Raw genomic sequence first — 16,396 nt, forward strand, 5'->3', positions numbered from 1 at the left:
ATGGGTTTTTGCAAAGGTGGAGTGTTCGTTTTTGTTATACTTTTTATAAAAAAAGCGCACCTTAAAGTGCGCTATACGTTTATTGTGTTATGTCAAAGCTAACTGAAAGGTCCTCAGTTTGCGGTACACTAATTTGCTTAAGTTGATAAACAGAGAAACCTGTATCTTCTAGCTCTGCATCGTCTATATGTGCGGTGCACGTATAGCCAAGTTGGTAGTCTCCCGGTGTAATGAAAGCAAGCTCAAACTCATATTGGTTATCGTCTTGGTCAAATACAACATTTGCGGTCGCAAGTGGAGCATCTTCTGGGGTTTGCTCATCTATTTCGTATATATCTTTAGGTATTTGAGCATCTGATGAATATAAATATACGGCGTGTCCAAACGTTGAATCTGCAGCAGCAGTGGCGATATTGTCTGTTTCACAGTTATTAATAAGCGCTTGGCTTACTGTGCCTTCAATTTCTTGTGACTCAGAAAGATTTTGTAATCGTACGCCTCTAGGTTTTAAAAAGATCTCCTCATTATTTTGGGGATCGACCAGCGATTTTTTTAGGTCAAATTCTAAAACAAAGTCGTTATCAGTTTGGTTAAGTGTAAAGCCATCGAGTTGTATTTCGCCTACACCATCATTCCCTTTTCTTTTTACCACGAGCGGAGCAATGCTGTCGTCTTCGTATACTACGTGAGATGTAAAACTAAGGTTATTAGTATCGCCATTTATAACTTGAGCGCGGATCCACGAGTATTCGCCTGCTGGCACTTCTTGATCGTCAAGCAGCTCAAAAACATCGTCCCCGGTGTAATCGAGCAAATCAACCATTTGTGGTTGAGATGCGTCAGCTTCACTTCGGGTTTCAAAACTAAATTCTTCATCGCCTTGTGTTTTAATAGTGATTGAATCAAACACGACGTTAACCGCTTTTAAACCACTAACCGGCGCATCTGACACACCAAGGCTAAAGGTTGACTTGTCGCTAGATTGTGGCGGTGTTGTGCCATTGTCATCACTTGAAGAGCCACACCCGGCTAATGCAAAAAGAACGGCGCTGCTGACTAATGTTGATTTAAAATTCATGATTTACTCCTTTAGTTTATAAAGCGGATTGTAGAAGGGCTAAGCTGAATTTAGATTGAACTGGTTTTTAGAATAGTTACTTGAAGTTAATCTTTATTTTACTTTGCGCATTTTTGAACAAAAGTATGTACGCCATAGGTTAACTAGTTTGTGAGCACTAAGGCTTTAAGTGTGAAAATTTAAGCGAAAAAAAGAAAAACTTTGCCCAATTAATTTGCTGATATAGGCACACCTTCCACTTATTTTAATGCTATCGCTTTAAAGTTTTTACTATATACTCCCGCCAGTTCTTTTGAAGTGTATAGATTTAATTCTTGCTGATAATCAGCCCATAGTTGGAATATGTATGAAAGATAAACTTATTGTGTTTTGGCAAAGCCATTCAGAAACAATCATCACTTTAGGTTACAAAGTGGTATTAGCCTTGGCTATTTTAGTTGCGAGTGCACTTATTGCGCGTTCGGTAAAAAAAGCGATTAAAAATTCTAAGTCGCCATTAAAAAAAGTAGACGAAACGCTACTGCCGCTTCTATCGAGCATTGCGGGGTATTTAGTTTACATAATTGCTGGGCTGTTTATATTAGATATTTTTGGCGTTAATACGGCAAGCTTAATAGCGCTAATGGGCGCGGCGGGTTTAGCGATTGGTTTGGCGCTTAAAAACACTTTAAGTAATATTGCAGCCGGCATTATGTTATTAATACTTAGGCCATTTAAAATAGGCGATTTTGTAGATGCGAGCGGCACGCTTGGCACAGTAAACGAAATAAACTTATTTACGACCATTTTTAAAACCACCGACGGCCTGTATATCGCATCGCCTAACGGTAAAGTGTGGGGCGGCAACATTAAAAACTTTACCCGCAACGGTAAAAGGCGCATGGATATAGTAGTGGGAATTTCGTACGCCGACTCTATTGATGTTGGCTTAAATGTACTTAAAGAAGTTGCCGAATCAGAAAGCCGATTACTCGCAGAGCCCGCGCCTAAAGTAATGGTTACCTCAATAGGCGAAAGCGCAGTAAATATTCAATTACGTGCATGGGCTGTAAATGGCGATTACTGGCAAACCGTGTGGGATTTAAATAAACGCGTTAAAGAGGCCATAGAAGGCGCGGGGCTGAGTATTCCGTTTCCGCAGCGTACGTTGCATATATCTGAGTCGATGGCATCGGCAGTAACGGTTAATACCAATCCGCAATAATACTTAATCATTTTGCGGGGCTAAACGTGCCGCTACCTGCGTTAAAAAATTCTCATTTAGAACAACTAAATAACGAATTTTTTGCCTAGTTATCAACACGTTTTTCCAGCCTCAAAATAGCTCACTTAATTAAGCGAATTGGTATAATAAAAACCTTTAAACACTCTTAGCATAAGCACAAATAAAAATAGCGAGCCTTGGCTCGCTATTTTTGTATCAGCTTTTTGCTGACGAGTATTACCCTTCTAATTGAAAGTCGTACACTGAGCCTAAATTAAGCAGCTGGGTTAGTTCATCCAGTGCTTGGTAGCTTTCGGTGAGTAGGGCTGAGTCGGCAAAGTCGCTTGCACCTAACTTATCGCGGTAGTTTCGTTTTGCCCAGTCACAAAGCTGAGTGTATTTAGTATCGGTTAAAATAACCTCTGGGTTTACCGCAGCAAGTTCTTGCTCGTTAAGAGCTACACGTAAACGTAAGCAGGCAGGGCCGCCGCCATTTTGCATACTTTGGCGCAGGTCAAAAAACTGCACTTGGTTTACTGGGTTATCGGCTAAAATCATTTCTTCAATGTAGGCGTTTACTGCGCTATTACGTTGGCACTCTTGTGGCGCTACTAATAGCATTGAGCCATCATCTAGGCTTACTAATTGGCTATTAAATAAGTAACTGCTTACTGCATCGCTAATGCTTACTTTATCAGTAGGTACTTCAATTATGTATAGCTGTTTGCTGCCGGTGTAGGCATCGCGAATTTCTTGCAGGGCATCGTGTTGGTTTAAAAATGCTTGCTGGTGGCAAAGCAATACGTTTGCGTTACCTACTGCAATTACATCGTTATGAAACACGCCTTGGTCTATAACATCTGGATTTTGCTGCAGTAAAATTTGGCTCGATTCTTTTAAATTATGTAATCGGCAAATGGCTTCTGATGCTTCTAGTGTTTGCCTTGCAGGAAACTTAGCCGGTTTTGGTAATTGGCTGTTAAAGGCACTTGCGCCAAATACAAACATTTCTAGGCCTTGCTCGCCGTGGCTGTCGCAAAGTCGGGTATGGTTAGCCGCGCCTTCGTCGCCAAAAAAGCCCTGATCGGGTAAATGCGTGTGGTGTGCAAAATAGCTATCGTTATTAAACATGGCTTTTAGTAAGCGGGTAGTTGTAGCAGGCTCTAGGGAGCGATGAAACTTATTGTTTAAATTAGCTGAGGTAAAATGCACTTTGCCATCGAGGGTGTCTGGCGATGGAGAAACAGTAGCGGCATTGGCGGTCCACATTGCAGAGGCCGAATAACACGCGCGCAATAAAATAGGGTCTGCTTTAAATGCTTTATGAATAACTTGCGAGTCGTTGCCGGTAAAACCTAGGCGACGTAGTACGTTTAAATCGGGGCGTGCGTGGGGCGCAAACACACCTTGTGTTAGGCCTTTGTCGTGCATGGCTTTCATTTTTTCAAGGCCCTGTAACACAGCTTCTTGAGGGTTTGAAAAACTTGCCGCATTATTTAACGAGGCAACGTTACCATACGATAAACCCGCATAGTTGTGAGTAGGGCCAACTAAGCCATCAAAATTTACTTCTAAGGCGTGCATACACGTTCCAATCATATTGTTTTTAGTTACTTAACAATACAACGCAATGGCCGCGCTTGCAAAGCCTATAAATACGAAATTTATCGGCTGTAAACTCGCTCTTTGTCGCACGTGGTATGGGTATTGCTCGGATCGTTTACCTGCCATACGCTAATGTCTAAACGCCATAGTAGGTAAAGGGTGTGGTATAGGTTAGCCATGGTATTTTCCTTGAAAGTTTCACTGAACACATCTGTACTGTGGAAGAATTATGCCAACTGTTAATTGAATATTTTATGAATACAAATCAGATATTTATTAAAACACTAAAAATAACTTTTGAGCGCTTAGCACCATTTTGGGGCTAAAAGGCTTAAAAGTTGCACCAAAAAGCCACGCAGCGGGTGCGTGGCGTATGGTTTATACGCTGTATTTAGCGCCCTACTTTACCCTTTACTAGCGGGTCGAACGACAGCACACTAAATTTTCCTTGGCTGGCGTTTTTACCGTTATTTAATACTGGCGAGCGGTGTAACTCATCTACGGTAAAATATATTTTATGATCGGCGCCATAACTAAAGCCATCAGGCCAGCTTAAGCGCTCGTCTTTATATAATACGTGGTATTTACCGCTTGGTTTTACTACACCAATTGCGCCGTTGGTTATGTCTGTAACATACACATTGCCGCCACCATCAACAATAATGCCATCTGAAATTGGTTTAGTGCCGTAACGCGTTACTTTACTTTCAAGGGCGCTTGCGCTCAGGCTTTTATTGTTAATATCGCTTGTGGCAATACGATAAACCGATGTGCCAGACATAGAGCCAAAGTAAAGCCACTGTTCGCTTGGGTCGAGTGTGATTGGGTTTACCCCTAAACGTGCTGGTTGGCCGCCTAGTTTCATGGTGCGCCCTTCAATGACCATGTCGATGTTTTCGGCTGTGGTGTATGGGCTATTTTGTAAGACTCTGCGCGCCTCACCTGTTTTTAAATTTACGGTAATAATAGCGGCTTGGTTGCCTTGTGCGGTGTCGGCAATGTATACAACGCCGTGTTTATTATCGATAACTAAATCGTTTAAAAACGAGGTGTCGGTAATGGTGGGTTTAGCTAAATAAATTATTTTATGCAGCTGCTCTTTGTTGGTATCCCAACCGACTAAACGCCCAGCATGATCAGGGCCTGATGTATCAAGCATCCATAATACGCCATCGGCTGATACATTTATGCCAAGTACATCGTAAAAGCCTTTGCCGTTTTTATACGCGTATGCCCATTCTTCATTAGGGTAGGTTTTGGTGGTGCCATCGCTTAATAGCTCCATAATTTTTTGTTTTTGGCCGTAAAAACCATGTACCGATAAAAACTTACGGCCCGAGGGCGTAATAGCAATATTACCCGGTGGGTGCTGCGCGTCGAATGTGGCTACTGTTTTTAAATCAGCATTTTGATTAGCGGTATTAGCAAACACACTGCTGGTTAAAAACGCGGTGCTGCAGGCTGCAACTAAAAGTATTTTTTTAATCTCGATCATGTTTAAAAGCCTTCTAAAACAAGTTTACCGCGTGAGGTGTGCGACTCTAAAATTTGATGTGCTTTATATAAATTAGCGGCGTTTATTAATCCTAAATTTTGCCCAAGCGTGGTTTTAAGTGTACCTGCGTCTATCAGCTCACTAATTTCATTAAGTAAGGTGTGCTGCGCCGTTATATCGGCGGTAGTAAATAGCGAGCGGGTAAACATAAACTCCCAGTGCACTGAAATACATTTACGCTTAAACTTTAAAATATCGAACGATGTAGGGTCATCTATTAGCGCAAATTTACCTTGGGGTTTAATACACTCCACTATTTGGTCTTGGTATTGGTCGGTATGGGTTAAGCCAATAACGTAATCAAACTCAGCTAAACCTAGCTCTTTGCGCTGCTCGTTTAAGTTTTTAGAATGATTGAGCACATGATTGGCTCCTAACTCTTTAAGCCAAGTTACGCTTTGCTCGCGCGATGCAGTACCTACCACGTTTAGCCCAGTAAGTTGCTTGGCAAGCTGTACTAAAATAGAGCCAACGCCACCTGCGGCGCCAATAACTAAAATAGATTGCTGAGTATTTTGCTTATTTTTTGGCACTTGCAGGCGATCAAACAGCATTTCGTAGGCGGTAATGCTGGTTAGCGGCAGCGCTGCGGCTTGTGCGTCGGTTAATGTTTTAGGCGCACGCCCTACAATACGCTCGTCAACTAATTGAAATTGCGCATTACTGCCTTGGCGCGATAAATCGCCGGCGTAAAATACACGATCCCCCACATTAAATAACGAAACCGACTCGCCAACGGCTTTTACAACGCCTACGCCGTCCCAACCTAATACTTTGTAGCCTTGCTCTGGCGCTACATTTGCACGTATTTTTGTATCAACAGGGTTTACCGAAATAGCATTTACTTCAATAAGTAGGTCGTGCCCGGTGGCGGTTGGGGTATCAGGTTCAATTGCTTGTATAGAGCTTGCTGTAAGCGTTTTAGTGTTTTTGGTGTAGCCAAATGCTTTCATGTGCGTTCCTGATGATTTTAACCAAGTGTTTTTAACTTATAAGCACTATAGCTCAGTTGAAAAATAGAAAAAGACATGAAAAACTAAAGCACTTTCAAATTTTAATTGAAAATATGCGATCATTTAACGATATTCAAACTTTTATAGATGTAGCCAGTTGCGCCAGTATTTCTGAAGCCGCAAGGCAAAACGCACAAACCCCAGCGGCGGTAAGTGCAGCTATTAAGCGCCTAGAAAAAGACTTAGGAAACGTGCTGTTTATTCGCTCTACTCGCAGCTTACGCTTAAGTGTGGCAGGGGAGCAGTTTTTAAGTTACGCCAAAGACTCCCTTTCGCTTATTCAACAAGGGGTAGCTGCAGTACAAACCGCAGTGGGCGAAGTAACGGGAACGCTACAGGTATCGGCCCCGTGCGACTTAGGGCGCAATAAACTAAGTGAATGGCTTAATGAGTTTTTAGCACACTACCCGAATGTAAAACTTAAACTGCACTTAAGTGACGAAGTAAGCGACATTTACAGCCAATCAATTGATATTGCGCTGCGCTTTGGTGTACCAAAAGATTCGCAGTTAATTGCAGCGCCACTTTTTTTAAATAATGCGCGTATTTTAGTGGCCTCTGCTGAGTATATTGCTAAAAATGGATTGCTTACACATCCACTTAATTTAACGCAGCACATCACCATTACCTTTATGCGCTTTGGCGAAGTGTTTAAAGAGTGGCGATTTTATAAAAATGGCGCAGTGCAAAAAGTGCAGCTAAATTGCCAACACATAGTTAACGATGGCGAAATGGTTAGGCGCTGGGCGCTAGAGGGCAAAGGCATTGCGTATAAGTCGTACTTAGATGTAATTGATGATTTAGCAAGCGGGCAGCTCGTTCATTTATGCCCCGAGTGGCAAAGCGATCCACTACCGCTTTATATGATGTACGCCGACCGACGCCAAATGACCCCGGTGATCAGCGCATTTAGGGCGTTTATTCAACAAAAAATAACCGCGTTAGTTGGCTAACTCATCATCGTTTTTAGTTGTTAAATCGCTTATTACTAAATCAAGCAGCTGCATTAGCTGTTTGGCTTGTGTGGGGTCTACACTTTCAAACTTACATAATATATTTTTCGGAATATCAGCGGCTTCTTTTTTAAGGGCTTGCCCACTTTGGGTAAGCTGAATTAGGCGCTTACGCTTATCGTGCTCATCTTTAATAACAGCCAGCAGAGACTTTTCGGTCATTTTTTTGAGTATTTGGGTCATAGCGCCACCATCAATAGCGGTTTTATCTATTAGCTGCGCTATGGTTATTTTGTCTTGCTCCCACAGCGCCATCATTACTACATACTGCGGATACGTTAAATTAAGTGCAGCTAAAGGCTCACGGTAAGCACGTGCAATGCTATTTGATGCCATATATAACCTATGACAAAGCTGATTTTTTAATTTTAATTGCTCAAATGACATACCTAACTCCTAGTGCGTTAATAGCTTCAACTCAAAAAACATTTTAATTTGCATGCAAAGTATTTGCAATCTCTAATTACTTGACTTATTATTTTGCATGCAAATTAAATTAATTGATAAACTTTGGAGTTCACTATGAATGTATTACAAAACGTTGCCTACACAGCAAAAGCAACTGCAACCGGTGGCCGTGAAGGTGTAGCTAAATCAGACGATGGCCGTTTAAATGTAAACTTATCAACCCCAAAAGGGCTAGGTGGTGACGACGGACAAGGCACTAACCCAGAGCAATTATTTGCAGCTGGTTATGCAGCGTGCTTTATTGGTGCACTAAAATTTGTAGCAGGTAGCGAAAAAATTGCGCTACCAAGTGATACACACATTAACTCTGAAGTATCTATTGGCGCGATTGAAGGCGGGTTTGGCATTGCAGTTAAATTAGCAGTATCACTCGGTGATATGGATAAAACAGCAGCGCAAGAGCTGGTAAATAAAGCACACCAAGTATGCCCATACTCAAACGCTACACGCGGTAATATTGAAGTTGAGCTTTCGGTTATTTAATTAACTGATCACTTAGCATTGTAATAGCCCAGTGGTTTGCCACTGGGCTTTTTTGTGTGCTGCAATTTACTAGAGATCACATTAATTGAAGCGGGCTTTTAAATAAATATACGAAAATTCGTATATTCACTATTTCATATGTTCTTATTTTGTTTTATTGTATGCACACTAACTAAACGAGGATGCTATGGAACAACTCAACCCACTTCAATTTTACAAATGCTTAGCCGACGATACGCGCTTAAAAGCCATGTTATTAATTAGCCATGAGCAAGAGCTATGTGTGTGTGAGCTTGTTGCTGCGCTGGAACTGAGCCAACCTAAAGTGTCGCGCCATTTAGCGCAACTTAGGCAATGTGGCCTATTGAGCGACCGTAAGCAAAATCAATGGGTGTATTACAGTATTAATAAAGCCCTGCCACAATGGGCTCTTAGCGTACTAACGCAAACACGAAACGAAAATTCTGCGTTTTATAACGATGATTTAAATCGACTCAATGCAATGGGTAATCGCCCTGAGCGTGCAGCAAGCTGCTGTTAATTAAGCAAATTGATATAACTTTACTAAAGGTATTTATTATGACAATTAAAGTAGGTATTAACGGCTTTGGCCGTATGGGACGTTTAACACTGCGCGCAGCTTTAGAGTGGCCAGAAGTAGAATTTATTAAAGTAAACGATGTTGCAGGCGATGCTAAAACACATGCCCATTTATTAGAGTTTGACTCAGTGCACGGGCGTTTAGCGCACAGCGTCACAGCAAACGAGAATAGCTTTAGTGTAGGCAAACACACTATTGCAGTTACCAATAATAAAACCATTAGCGATACCGATTGGTCTGATTGCGATGTTTTAATAGAAGCCAGCGGTAAAATGAAAACCACTGAGCTGTTAAATCAATATTTGGCACAAGGTGTTAAGCGCGTTGTGGTAACTGCTCCGGTAAAAGAAGACGGTATTTTAAATGTGGTTATGGGCGTTAACGATAATTTATATAACCCAGATGAGCACAAAATTGTGACTGCGGCTTCGTGTACGACTAACTGTTTAGCGCCTATTGTAAAAGTACTGCAAGAAAAAGTAGGCATTAAGCACGGCTCAATGACCACTATTCACGATATTACCAATACCCAAACTATTATTGATGCGCCACATAAAGACTTACGTCGTGCTCGTTCATGCGGGACAAGTCTAATACCTACCACAACCGGTAGTGCAACAGCTATTACGCATATATTCCCTGAGCTAAAAGGTAAGTTAAATGGCCATGCTGTGCGTGTACCTTTAACTAACGCATCTATTACTGACTGTGTATTTGAGCTTGAGCGTGGTGTAACTGCCGCTGAGGTGAATGAATGGTTTGCTCAAGCGTCTGAAAACGAGCTTGCAGGCGTATTAGGTTATGAAGAAAAACCACTTGTATCGATTGATTACAAAACCGATCCACGCAGTAGCATTATTGATGCTCTCTCTACCATGGTTATTAATAATACCCAGCTTAAATTATACGCTTGGTACGATAACGAATGGGGCTACGCTAATCGTACTGCCGAGCTTATGCTTAAAGTTGCTAAAAGTGACTTGGTTTAACCATTAATTAAAGGTTTTAAGGGCGTTAACCATGTTTGAGCAACTCGCTAATTTACCTACAGCAATAAAACAGTATTTAATAATTACCGGTAATTACTGGGCATTTACCTTAACCGATGGCGCACTCCGTATGCTGGTGGTGCTGCATTTTCATCAGTTAGGGTATGGTGCGCTGGCCATTGCCATGCTGTTTTTGTTTTACGAAATTTTTGGTGTGATCACCAATTTAGTGGGCGGTTGGCTAGGGGCTCATTTAGGACTTAATAAAACCATGAACTTTGGCTTGGCGCTGCAAATAATGGCGCTTGCCATGTTATGTGCGCCAAGTGAATGGCTCACCGTAGCTTATGTTATGGCGGCGCAAGCGCTTAGCGGCATAGCAAAAGATCTAAATAAAATGAGCGCCAAAAGCGCCATTAAACACTTAGTGCCCGAGGGAGAAAGCGGCCAAGGCCAGCTCTATAAATGGGTGGCTATTTTAACGGGCTCAAAAAATGCGTTAAAAGGGGTCGGCTTCTTTTTAGGTGGTTTACTCCTTACGGTACTGGGTTTTGTAGGTGCTTTAAAAGCCCTAATTTTATTACTCACTATTGCGTGGATAATTAGCGTTGTATTTTTAAAAGGCGACATGGGCAAGGCTAAAAATAAGCCTAAGTTTAAAGAGCTATTTTCTAAATCCCGTGCAATAAATTTATTAAGTGCAGCACGATTATGCTTGTTTGCCGCGCGTGATGTATGGTTTGTAGTGGCTTTACCTATTTATTTAGCCCAGCAGTTTAACTGGAACTTTTGGTGGGTAAGTGGCTTTATGGCACTTTGGGTAATTGGCTACGGTGGTGTGCAATCGCAAGCGCCGCGTATTACCGGCACCAGTAACTCAAACGTTGATACCGTTAAACATACCTATTTATGGGTGTTGCTGCTAAGTGGTGTAACAGCACTTTTAGCACTTTTTATGCAACATGATGTGGCCGTGCATGCCACGCTGATTATAGGTTTGCTTATTTTTGGCGGTGTATTTGCCGTTAATTCATCTGTGCATAGTTACTTAATTGTCAGCTTTGCTAAAAGCGATGGTGTATCGCTTGATGTTGGCTTTTATTATATGGCCAATGCCATGGGGCGTTTACTGGGCACGGTGCTTTCGGGGTGGGTGTTTCAGGTTTATGGCTTTGTAGCGTGTTTGTGGGTGAGCGTTGCTTTACTCATAGGTGCCACGATAACCACTGCTATTTTGGCCAAGCGTTAGGCTTAATTGTTCAAAAAACTTAAATTATTTTATGTTATTGATGGCTTGATGCAGTTTGTATATTAAACTGTAGGGGTGTTTTAACAAAAGGTAATTTAAGTGCGAGAACTCACGTTAGCAAAAAAGTTATTATGGATAACTGTTGGGAGTACATTTTTAACAGTATTAGTACTTTCTGGGGTTTTATGGTGGCAAATGTCATCAAACAGCGAGGCGCTCGCTAAAGAATCTGAAGATTATATCGTGGCCGAAGTTGAGCAAAAGCTTAACGCAAACGCGGCTGCTTACGGCGAGAAAATTGCCGGATTTATCAACGAAGCTTACCGAATTCCAAACTCATTAGCTGCATTACTTGGTGATGCGGCTAATACTCAAACATTAGACCGCGACACGGTAGTGAGCATTAACCGCTCTATACTTGAAAAAAATCGGTTTTTATCGTCAATTTATTCGCAGTTTGAAGCCAATGCCTTTGATGGGCAAGACGCGCAATTTAAGCAAGGATATAAACACTCAGTTAATGGCGATGGCACGTTAGAAGTATATATAACGCGTGACCAAAACGGCATTATTGAGCAGCAAAAAGTAGCTAACGCTGCCGATAAATACCTGACCTCGTTAAACGAATTTGGTATTCGTGAAGCGCATTGGTATTTATGCGCAAAAGATACACTTAAGCCCTGTATTATGGAACCTTACCTTTACGAAATACCTTCTGGCGATTCGGTTATGCTTACCTCATTAACCGTACCTATTACTAAATCGGGCCGCTTTATTGGTTTAGCAGGCGTTGATTTAACGCTCCCTACGTTTCAGGGCTTAACCGAAAAACTTTCGAACGAACTTTATAACGGCCAAGCAAAAGTAACACTTTTAAGTGATATAGGTTTAATTGTAGGCAGCAGCCACTACAAATCTAAATTAGGCCGCCCATTTAAAGAGGCAGTTAGTAGCAATACTTACAGTGAACTGGTTAAATTTAAAGGGCAACATGGCCTTTTTAAAACACCTAGCGAGTATTTAGTTAACTACCCAATTAATATTAAGCTGGCTAACACTCAGTGGAGCCTACTTATTGAAGTGCCAAGTAATTTAGCACTAGAGGGGCCTAATGCCTTAGCTAAAAACATGAGTGACTCGGCCAATCAGCTCGGTGTTGTTATTTTAATAACCGGTGCTGTTATTGCTTTAATTGCTTTTATTATAATGAAAGTAGTAGTAGGCACTGTGGTTGCACCCCTTGAGCAAATTCAACAACGTGTAGATAACCTTGCCAGCTCAGAAGGTGACTTAACTCATACACTCCATGTAGATACCCACGCAGAGCTAATTGCGCTTGCGGGTGGTTTTAATGCCTTTTTAGCTAAGTTACGTGGCTTAATTGCAGAGCTTAAAGATGTATCGTCGCAAACAAAACAGCAAGGCGAAATAGCACAGCATATTGCTATTGATACCAAGCATAACGTGCAATCGCAATTTCAAGAAATTGAAAGTGTGGTAACCGCTATGAACGAAATGAGCGCCACCGCACTTGAAGTGGCTAGAGCCTCTGAGCAATCTGCTCAACAAGCGGATGAAATAAATGGTTTAGTGGTAAGTAGTGAGTCGAGCTTGTCATCGGCTATGAGCCAAGTGAAAACCATGTCTGAAGAAATAAAAGAAGCCAACCAAGCGGTTGAAAAAGTGGCTTCGCGTAGTAAAGATATTACGCAAATTTTAGATGTGATCAGAACCATTTCAGAGCAAACAAACTTACTTGCACTTAATGCAGCTATTGAAGCAGCACGTGCTGGCGAGCACGGCAGAGGCTTTGCGGTAGTTGCCGACGAAGTACGTGCACTGGCGTCTAAAACACGCTCATCTACCGATGATATTAGCCAACTTATAGATAGCTTATTGTTAGAAGTAGGTAATGCATCAACCGTAATTGAAAAAGGCGTAGTACGCGCGCAAAGCGCAGTAGACGAAACCTCAGTGGCGTTTGACGCGCTGCACAGTGTGGTAGTAAAAGTAGATGAAATTACTAATCAAATTACCCACATTGCCACCGCAGCCGAGGAACAAAGCTTAGTAACCGAAGAGATAAATCGTAACCTTACGCTTATTTCTGATGCTGCATCGCAACTTGCTGATTTATCTACCCAAGCGGGCGATAGCAGTGAAGCGCTTAATGCATTAGTAGCGCAGCAAGATAGCGAGCTTAATAAACTTAAAACGTAAGTAAAGCTCAACCCTAACAAATATAAAAAGCGGCTAATTCACACGAATTAGCCGCTTTTTTTAGTTGAGACTTTTTAGAGGTTAGTAATGCGAAACGTTATAGCTTTTTGATCAAGGCAAACATTTGGTTGATCATCGGCTGCGCTAATTGCTCAACCCCAGGGCGGTTAAAATAGCCACGCAGCCCAGTAAATTGCACCTGAAAAAACTGCGCGTATTCAAGCGCGGTAAGGTTGCTGCTTAGCTCATTATTTTTAATGGCTTGAGCAAACAAGGTGGTTAAGTAGGCTTCAAACTTTGCTGATAGGTCTAAGCTTAGCTCGTATAACGAGGCGTCTTTTTCTGCAAATTCGCTGTTTGCTTTTACCAACATACAAATAGCACTTGGGCTACAGTCTTTGGTTTTAATAATTACGTTTTCTACAAACGCACGCAAACCACCTAAAACAGAGTCAGAACTTGCTAAAACCCCGTCAATTTGGCTTTTCATTTGTACTGTGTAGTCTTTTAAAGACTCGCTGTATAGGCCTTCTTTAGAGCCAAACGCCGCATATATACTGCCTGGGCGCATGTTAATGGCTTCTTGTAAATCGCGGGTTGAGGTGGCGTTAAACCCCTTTTCCCAAAACAATTGGCTTGCAACGCGAATTACATTATCGCGCTCAAATTTAACTTTGTTTGCCATTTTAATCTCAACTATTTTGAACGTATGCTCAATTTTAACTTGAACGGTCGCTCAAAATCAAATAGTATGTGTCTCGAAGTTACTTAACCTGACACTAGGTTACTCAAACACATTAATTTATTGGAGCAGAGCATGGCAGAATTTACGTTATATACTCAAGACAACGCACCAGAAGAGTCAAAATCGCTTATGGCTGATTCAGTAGCAGCATTTGGCATGTTACCTAACCTTCATGCCGTAATGGCAGAAGCGCCTACGCTACTTAAAGGTTACCAAGTACTGCATGAGTTATTTCAAAACACCTCGTTTAACGCAGAAGAGCTAACTGTGGTATGGCAAACAATTAATGTTGAGCACGAGTGTCATTACTGTGTACCAGCACACAGCGCAATTGCCGCTTCAATGAATGTAGACCAAGATATTATTGATGCTCTAGTAAACAAAACACCACTTGCAGATGCAAAGCTTGAAACACTACGTGAAACCACACTTGCAATGACACGCGATCGCGGCGTAATTAGCGATGAGCAAATTGAAAAGTTTTTTGCAGCAGGTTATGGTAAACAGCAACTACTAGAAATTGTTGTAGGCTTATCGCAAAAAGTAATGAGCAACTACACTAACCACCTTGCTGATACACCAGTTGACGAACCATTTAAAAAGTTTGCTAAATAATAGCGGTTTTATAAATAACAAAGGCAGCCTAGGCTGCCTTTTTGTATTGTAAGCGAATGGCCATTATTTAAATTTAACGGCTTTAGTGCTGCGTGTGTAAGTACGCTGCTCGGGCTTAGTCCACTCACCCTTTTTTAAATAAGAAGTTGAAACTACAAACGTATCGTTTTTTAGTTCGCTGATCGAGCGCACTTTAGTAATACCTTCTTTACTGCCTGTTACCTCTTCATACGCTACAAATTGGGTAGGGCTGAGCACTTTCATGGTGCCTTTTGTGTAAAAACCTGCGGTAGTAAAATAGTAAAACACCAATGACTCTTTTTTACTGTCGTAAAAAATCATTGATTCCCCACCATACTCACCTTCATTAATAGAGTGCTTGGTATGTATAGCTTTACCATTTAATGCGCGCTCCCAGTGGCCAACATCTTGTACAGGTTTGGCACCTTTAGGTACGTCAAAATCGGCCTGCCAAGTACCTAAATAAGGTTTAAATACAGCGAGTTCTTTATCAAGGTTGCTTGGGGTATCAGTGGCGTAACTATTAAAGGCGTATAAGCATAATACTAAAAATAGGGCTTTAAAGTATGTCATAATTTGGCTCTTATTATTTTGGTTTAACTCTTTTTAGTATAGGCGATCATGAATTGATAAAGAAAACATTAATCACCTTTGCACTGCTTTTTTTGGTCGCAGTATGGCAAGCTCATTGGCTTTATAATATGAGCATTTATATACCAAGTTACTTTACAGGTTTAAGCTTTTTTACTTTTATAATGTACGCATGGGATAAACGACAAGCTAAACAATCAGCGCATAAAAAAGTAAACCGCACACCCGAGCGCACGCTTCAGCTACTGTCGTTACTAGGCGGTTGGCCCGGCGCACTCATTGCACAGCAATGGCTTAGGCATAAATCGCAAAAACGTCGTTTTATAGTGGTGTTATGGCTGTGTATTGTTTTAAATGTAGCGAGCATACTGTCGGTATTTTTTCTGGTAGGCTAAAAATATAAACACAAAAAGGACTTTTATGACTAGTTCAAGGTTAGCAGGTGTCACTTTAACGCTTATTTTATTTTTACTATTTCCGATACAAGGATGCGCAGATATGTTTGGCTTTTTTAACAAACAAGATGTAACACTATCACTGCAAATAAAAGGCCGGCTATTAAAAAATGGGGAGCCGCAGGCGGGTGTTAAAATTACCCGAGAACTCATTTATGGTGATACCTACACAGATGAAGTAATAAGCGATAGTAATGGAGATTTTTACTTTAAAAGTAAAACTATACGCAGCTCTAATCCTTCAAATATGTTTTTTAATAGCTCTTTGCTACAGAGTATTTATATTGGAAATAAAAAAGATGAAGATTCAATACTTTGGGATACTTCAATACAGTTCACGCAAGAGCAAGCGCTACTTTCTGATATGCTAAATCACTTTGAATGCGACCTCAGTGAAGAGGCTGAAACTTACGATATACCGATAAAAGATACTGGCCAGTATTATACAGTTTATACGCGGTGTATACGCTAGGGATTAAGTTAGCTTTATA

17 protein-coding genes are annotated in these 16,396 nt (G+C 41.3%); 10 read left to right on the forward strand and 7 right to left on the reverse strand.

What is annotated here, in order from left to right; translation table 11 throughout:
* Nucleotides 1–79: 79 nt before the first annotated feature.
* Nucleotides 80–1,078 (reverse strand): DUF4382 domain-containing protein, encoded by a 999-nt coding sequence (locus tag VOI46_RS19820; RefSeq protein WP_004587016.1) that lies wholly within the window; start codon nt 1,076–1,078, stop codon nt 80–82.
* A gap of 346 nt (nt 1,079–1,424) precedes the next feature.
* Here VOI46_RS19820 and VOI46_RS19825 point away from each other — a divergent pair, with 346 nt between their 5' ends.
* Nucleotides 1,425–2,282 carry a mechanosensitive ion channel domain-containing protein gene (locus tag VOI46_RS19825; protein WP_004587017.1) on the forward strand — a complete coding sequence of 286 codons (858 nt, stop codon included), beginning with the start codon at nt 1,425–1,427 and terminating at the stop codon, nt 2,280–2,282.
* Nucleotides 2,283–2,519: 237 nt separating this feature from the next.
* On the opposite strand, the gene astB is transcribed toward VOI46_RS19825, so the two are convergent.
* From astB to VOI46_RS19840, 3 genes are all read right to left on the reverse strand, one after another.
* On the reverse strand, nt 2,520–3,866 hold the full coding sequence (gene astB, locus VOI46_RS19830) for an N-succinylarginine dihydrolase (RefSeq protein ID WP_004587018.1): 1,347 nt from the start codon (nt 3,864–3,866) through the stop codon (nt 2,520–2,522).
* A gap of 412 nt (nt 3,867–4,278) precedes the next feature.
* On the reverse strand, nt 4,279–5,382 hold the full coding sequence (locus VOI46_RS19835; RefSeq protein ID WP_004587020.1) for an L-dopachrome tautomerase-related protein: 1,104 nt from the start codon (nt 5,380–5,382) through the stop codon (nt 4,279–4,281).
* Between the two features lie 2 nt (nt 5,383–5,384).
* Nucleotides 5,385–6,395, reverse strand: coding sequence for a zinc-binding alcohol dehydrogenase family protein (locus VOI46_RS19840; RefSeq protein ID WP_004587021.1), 1,011 nt, complete (start codon nt 6,393–6,395; stop codon nt 5,385–5,387).
* Nucleotides 6,396–6,508: 113 nt separating this feature from the next.
* Here VOI46_RS19840 and VOI46_RS19845 point away from each other — a divergent pair, with 113 nt between their 5' ends.
* A complete protein-coding gene (locus VOI46_RS19845) occupies nt 6,509–7,408 on the forward strand; it encodes a LysR family transcriptional regulator (protein ID WP_039972197.1) in 900 nt (299 codons plus the stop codon).
* Here the strand turns inward: VOI46_RS19845 and VOI46_RS19850 are convergent.
* Nucleotides 7,397–7,855 carry a MarR family transcriptional regulator gene (locus VOI46_RS19850; RefSeq protein ID WP_004587023.1) on the reverse strand — a complete coding sequence of 153 codons (459 nt, stop codon included), beginning with the start codon at nt 7,853–7,855 and terminating at the stop codon, nt 7,397–7,399. The genes VOI46_RS19845 and VOI46_RS19850 overlap by 12 nt on opposite strands.
* Nucleotides 7,856–7,990: 135 nt before the next feature.
* Between VOI46_RS19850 and VOI46_RS19855 the strand changes: the two genes are divergently transcribed.
* The 5 genes from VOI46_RS19855 (at nt 7,991) to VOI46_RS19875 (ending at nt 13,478) form a co-directional block, all read left to right on the forward strand.
* Nucleotides 7,991–8,419: an organic hydroperoxide resistance protein gene (locus tag VOI46_RS19855; RefSeq protein WP_004587024.1), complete on the forward strand. Its 429-nt coding sequence runs from the start codon at nt 7,991–7,993 to the stop codon at nt 8,417–8,419.
* A gap of 187 nt (nt 8,420–8,606) precedes the next feature.
* Complete coding sequence (locus tag VOI46_RS19860) at nt 8,607–8,960, forward strand: metalloregulator ArsR/SmtB family transcription factor (RefSeq protein WP_004587025.1); 354 nt, start codon at nt 8,607–8,609, stop codon at nt 8,958–8,960.
* 38 nt (nt 8,961–8,998) lie between these two features.
* The gene (locus VOI46_RS19865; protein WP_004587026.1) at nt 8,999–10,009 is read left to right on the forward strand and encodes an ArsJ-associated glyceraldehyde-3-phosphate dehydrogenase; all 1,011 of its coding nucleotides are present in this window, start codon (nt 8,999–9,001) and stop codon (nt 10,007–10,009) included.
* A 31-nt stretch (nt 10,010–10,040) separates the two neighbouring features.
* Nucleotides 10,041–11,258, forward strand: a complete 1,218-nt coding sequence (gene arsJ / locus VOI46_RS19870) for an organoarsenical effux MFS transporter ArsJ (protein ID WP_004587027.1) — start codon at nt 10,041–10,043, stop codon at nt 11,256–11,258.
* A 99-nt stretch (nt 11,259–11,357) separates the two neighbouring features.
* A complete protein-coding gene (locus tag VOI46_RS19875) occupies nt 11,358–13,478 on the forward strand; it encodes a methyl-accepting chemotaxis protein (protein WP_004587028.1) in 2,121 nt (706 codons plus the stop codon).
* Between the two features lie 97 nt (nt 13,479–13,575).
* On the opposite strand, the gene VOI46_RS19880 is transcribed toward VOI46_RS19875, so the two are convergent.
* Nucleotides 13,576–14,163, reverse strand: a complete 588-nt coding sequence (locus VOI46_RS19880) for a TetR/AcrR family transcriptional regulator (protein ID WP_004587029.1) — start codon at nt 14,161–14,163, stop codon at nt 13,576–13,578.
* Between the two features lie 132 nt (nt 14,164–14,295).
* Between VOI46_RS19880 and VOI46_RS19885 the strand changes: the two genes are divergently transcribed.
* Nucleotides 14,296–14,838, forward strand: a complete 543-nt coding sequence (locus VOI46_RS19885; RefSeq protein WP_004587030.1) for a carboxymuconolactone decarboxylase family protein — start codon at nt 14,296–14,298, stop codon at nt 14,836–14,838.
* A 63-nt stretch (nt 14,839–14,901) separates the two neighbouring features.
* Here VOI46_RS19885 and VOI46_RS19890 read toward each other — a convergent pair whose 3' ends face one another.
* Nucleotides 14,902–15,432: a hypothetical protein gene (locus VOI46_RS19890; protein WP_004587031.1), complete on the reverse strand. Its 531-nt coding sequence runs from the start codon at nt 15,430–15,432 to the stop codon at nt 14,902–14,904.
* A gap of 53 nt (nt 15,433–15,485) precedes the next feature.
* On the opposite strand from VOI46_RS19890, the gene VOI46_RS19895 reads away from it, so the two are divergent.
* Both VOI46_RS19895 and VOI46_RS19900 read left to right on the forward strand, forming a co-directional pair.
* Nucleotides 15,486–15,845, forward strand: coding sequence for a DUF1294 domain-containing protein (locus VOI46_RS19895; RefSeq protein ID WP_004587032.1), 360 nt, complete (start codon nt 15,486–15,488; stop codon nt 15,843–15,845).
* Nucleotides 15,846–15,870: 25 nt separating this feature from the next.
* Nucleotides 15,871–16,377 carry a DUF6795 domain-containing protein gene (locus VOI46_RS19900; RefSeq protein ID WP_039972191.1) on the forward strand — a complete coding sequence of 169 codons (507 nt, stop codon included), beginning with the start codon at nt 15,871–15,873 and terminating at the stop codon, nt 16,375–16,377.
* The last annotated feature ends 19 nt before the right edge of the window (nt 16,378–16,396 follow it).

The organism is Pseudoalteromonas sp. CuT4-3, from assembly GCF_035666335.1.
GTDB lineage: Bacteria > Pseudomonadota > Gammaproteobacteria > Enterobacterales > Alteromonadaceae > Pseudoalteromonas > Pseudoalteromonas atlantica.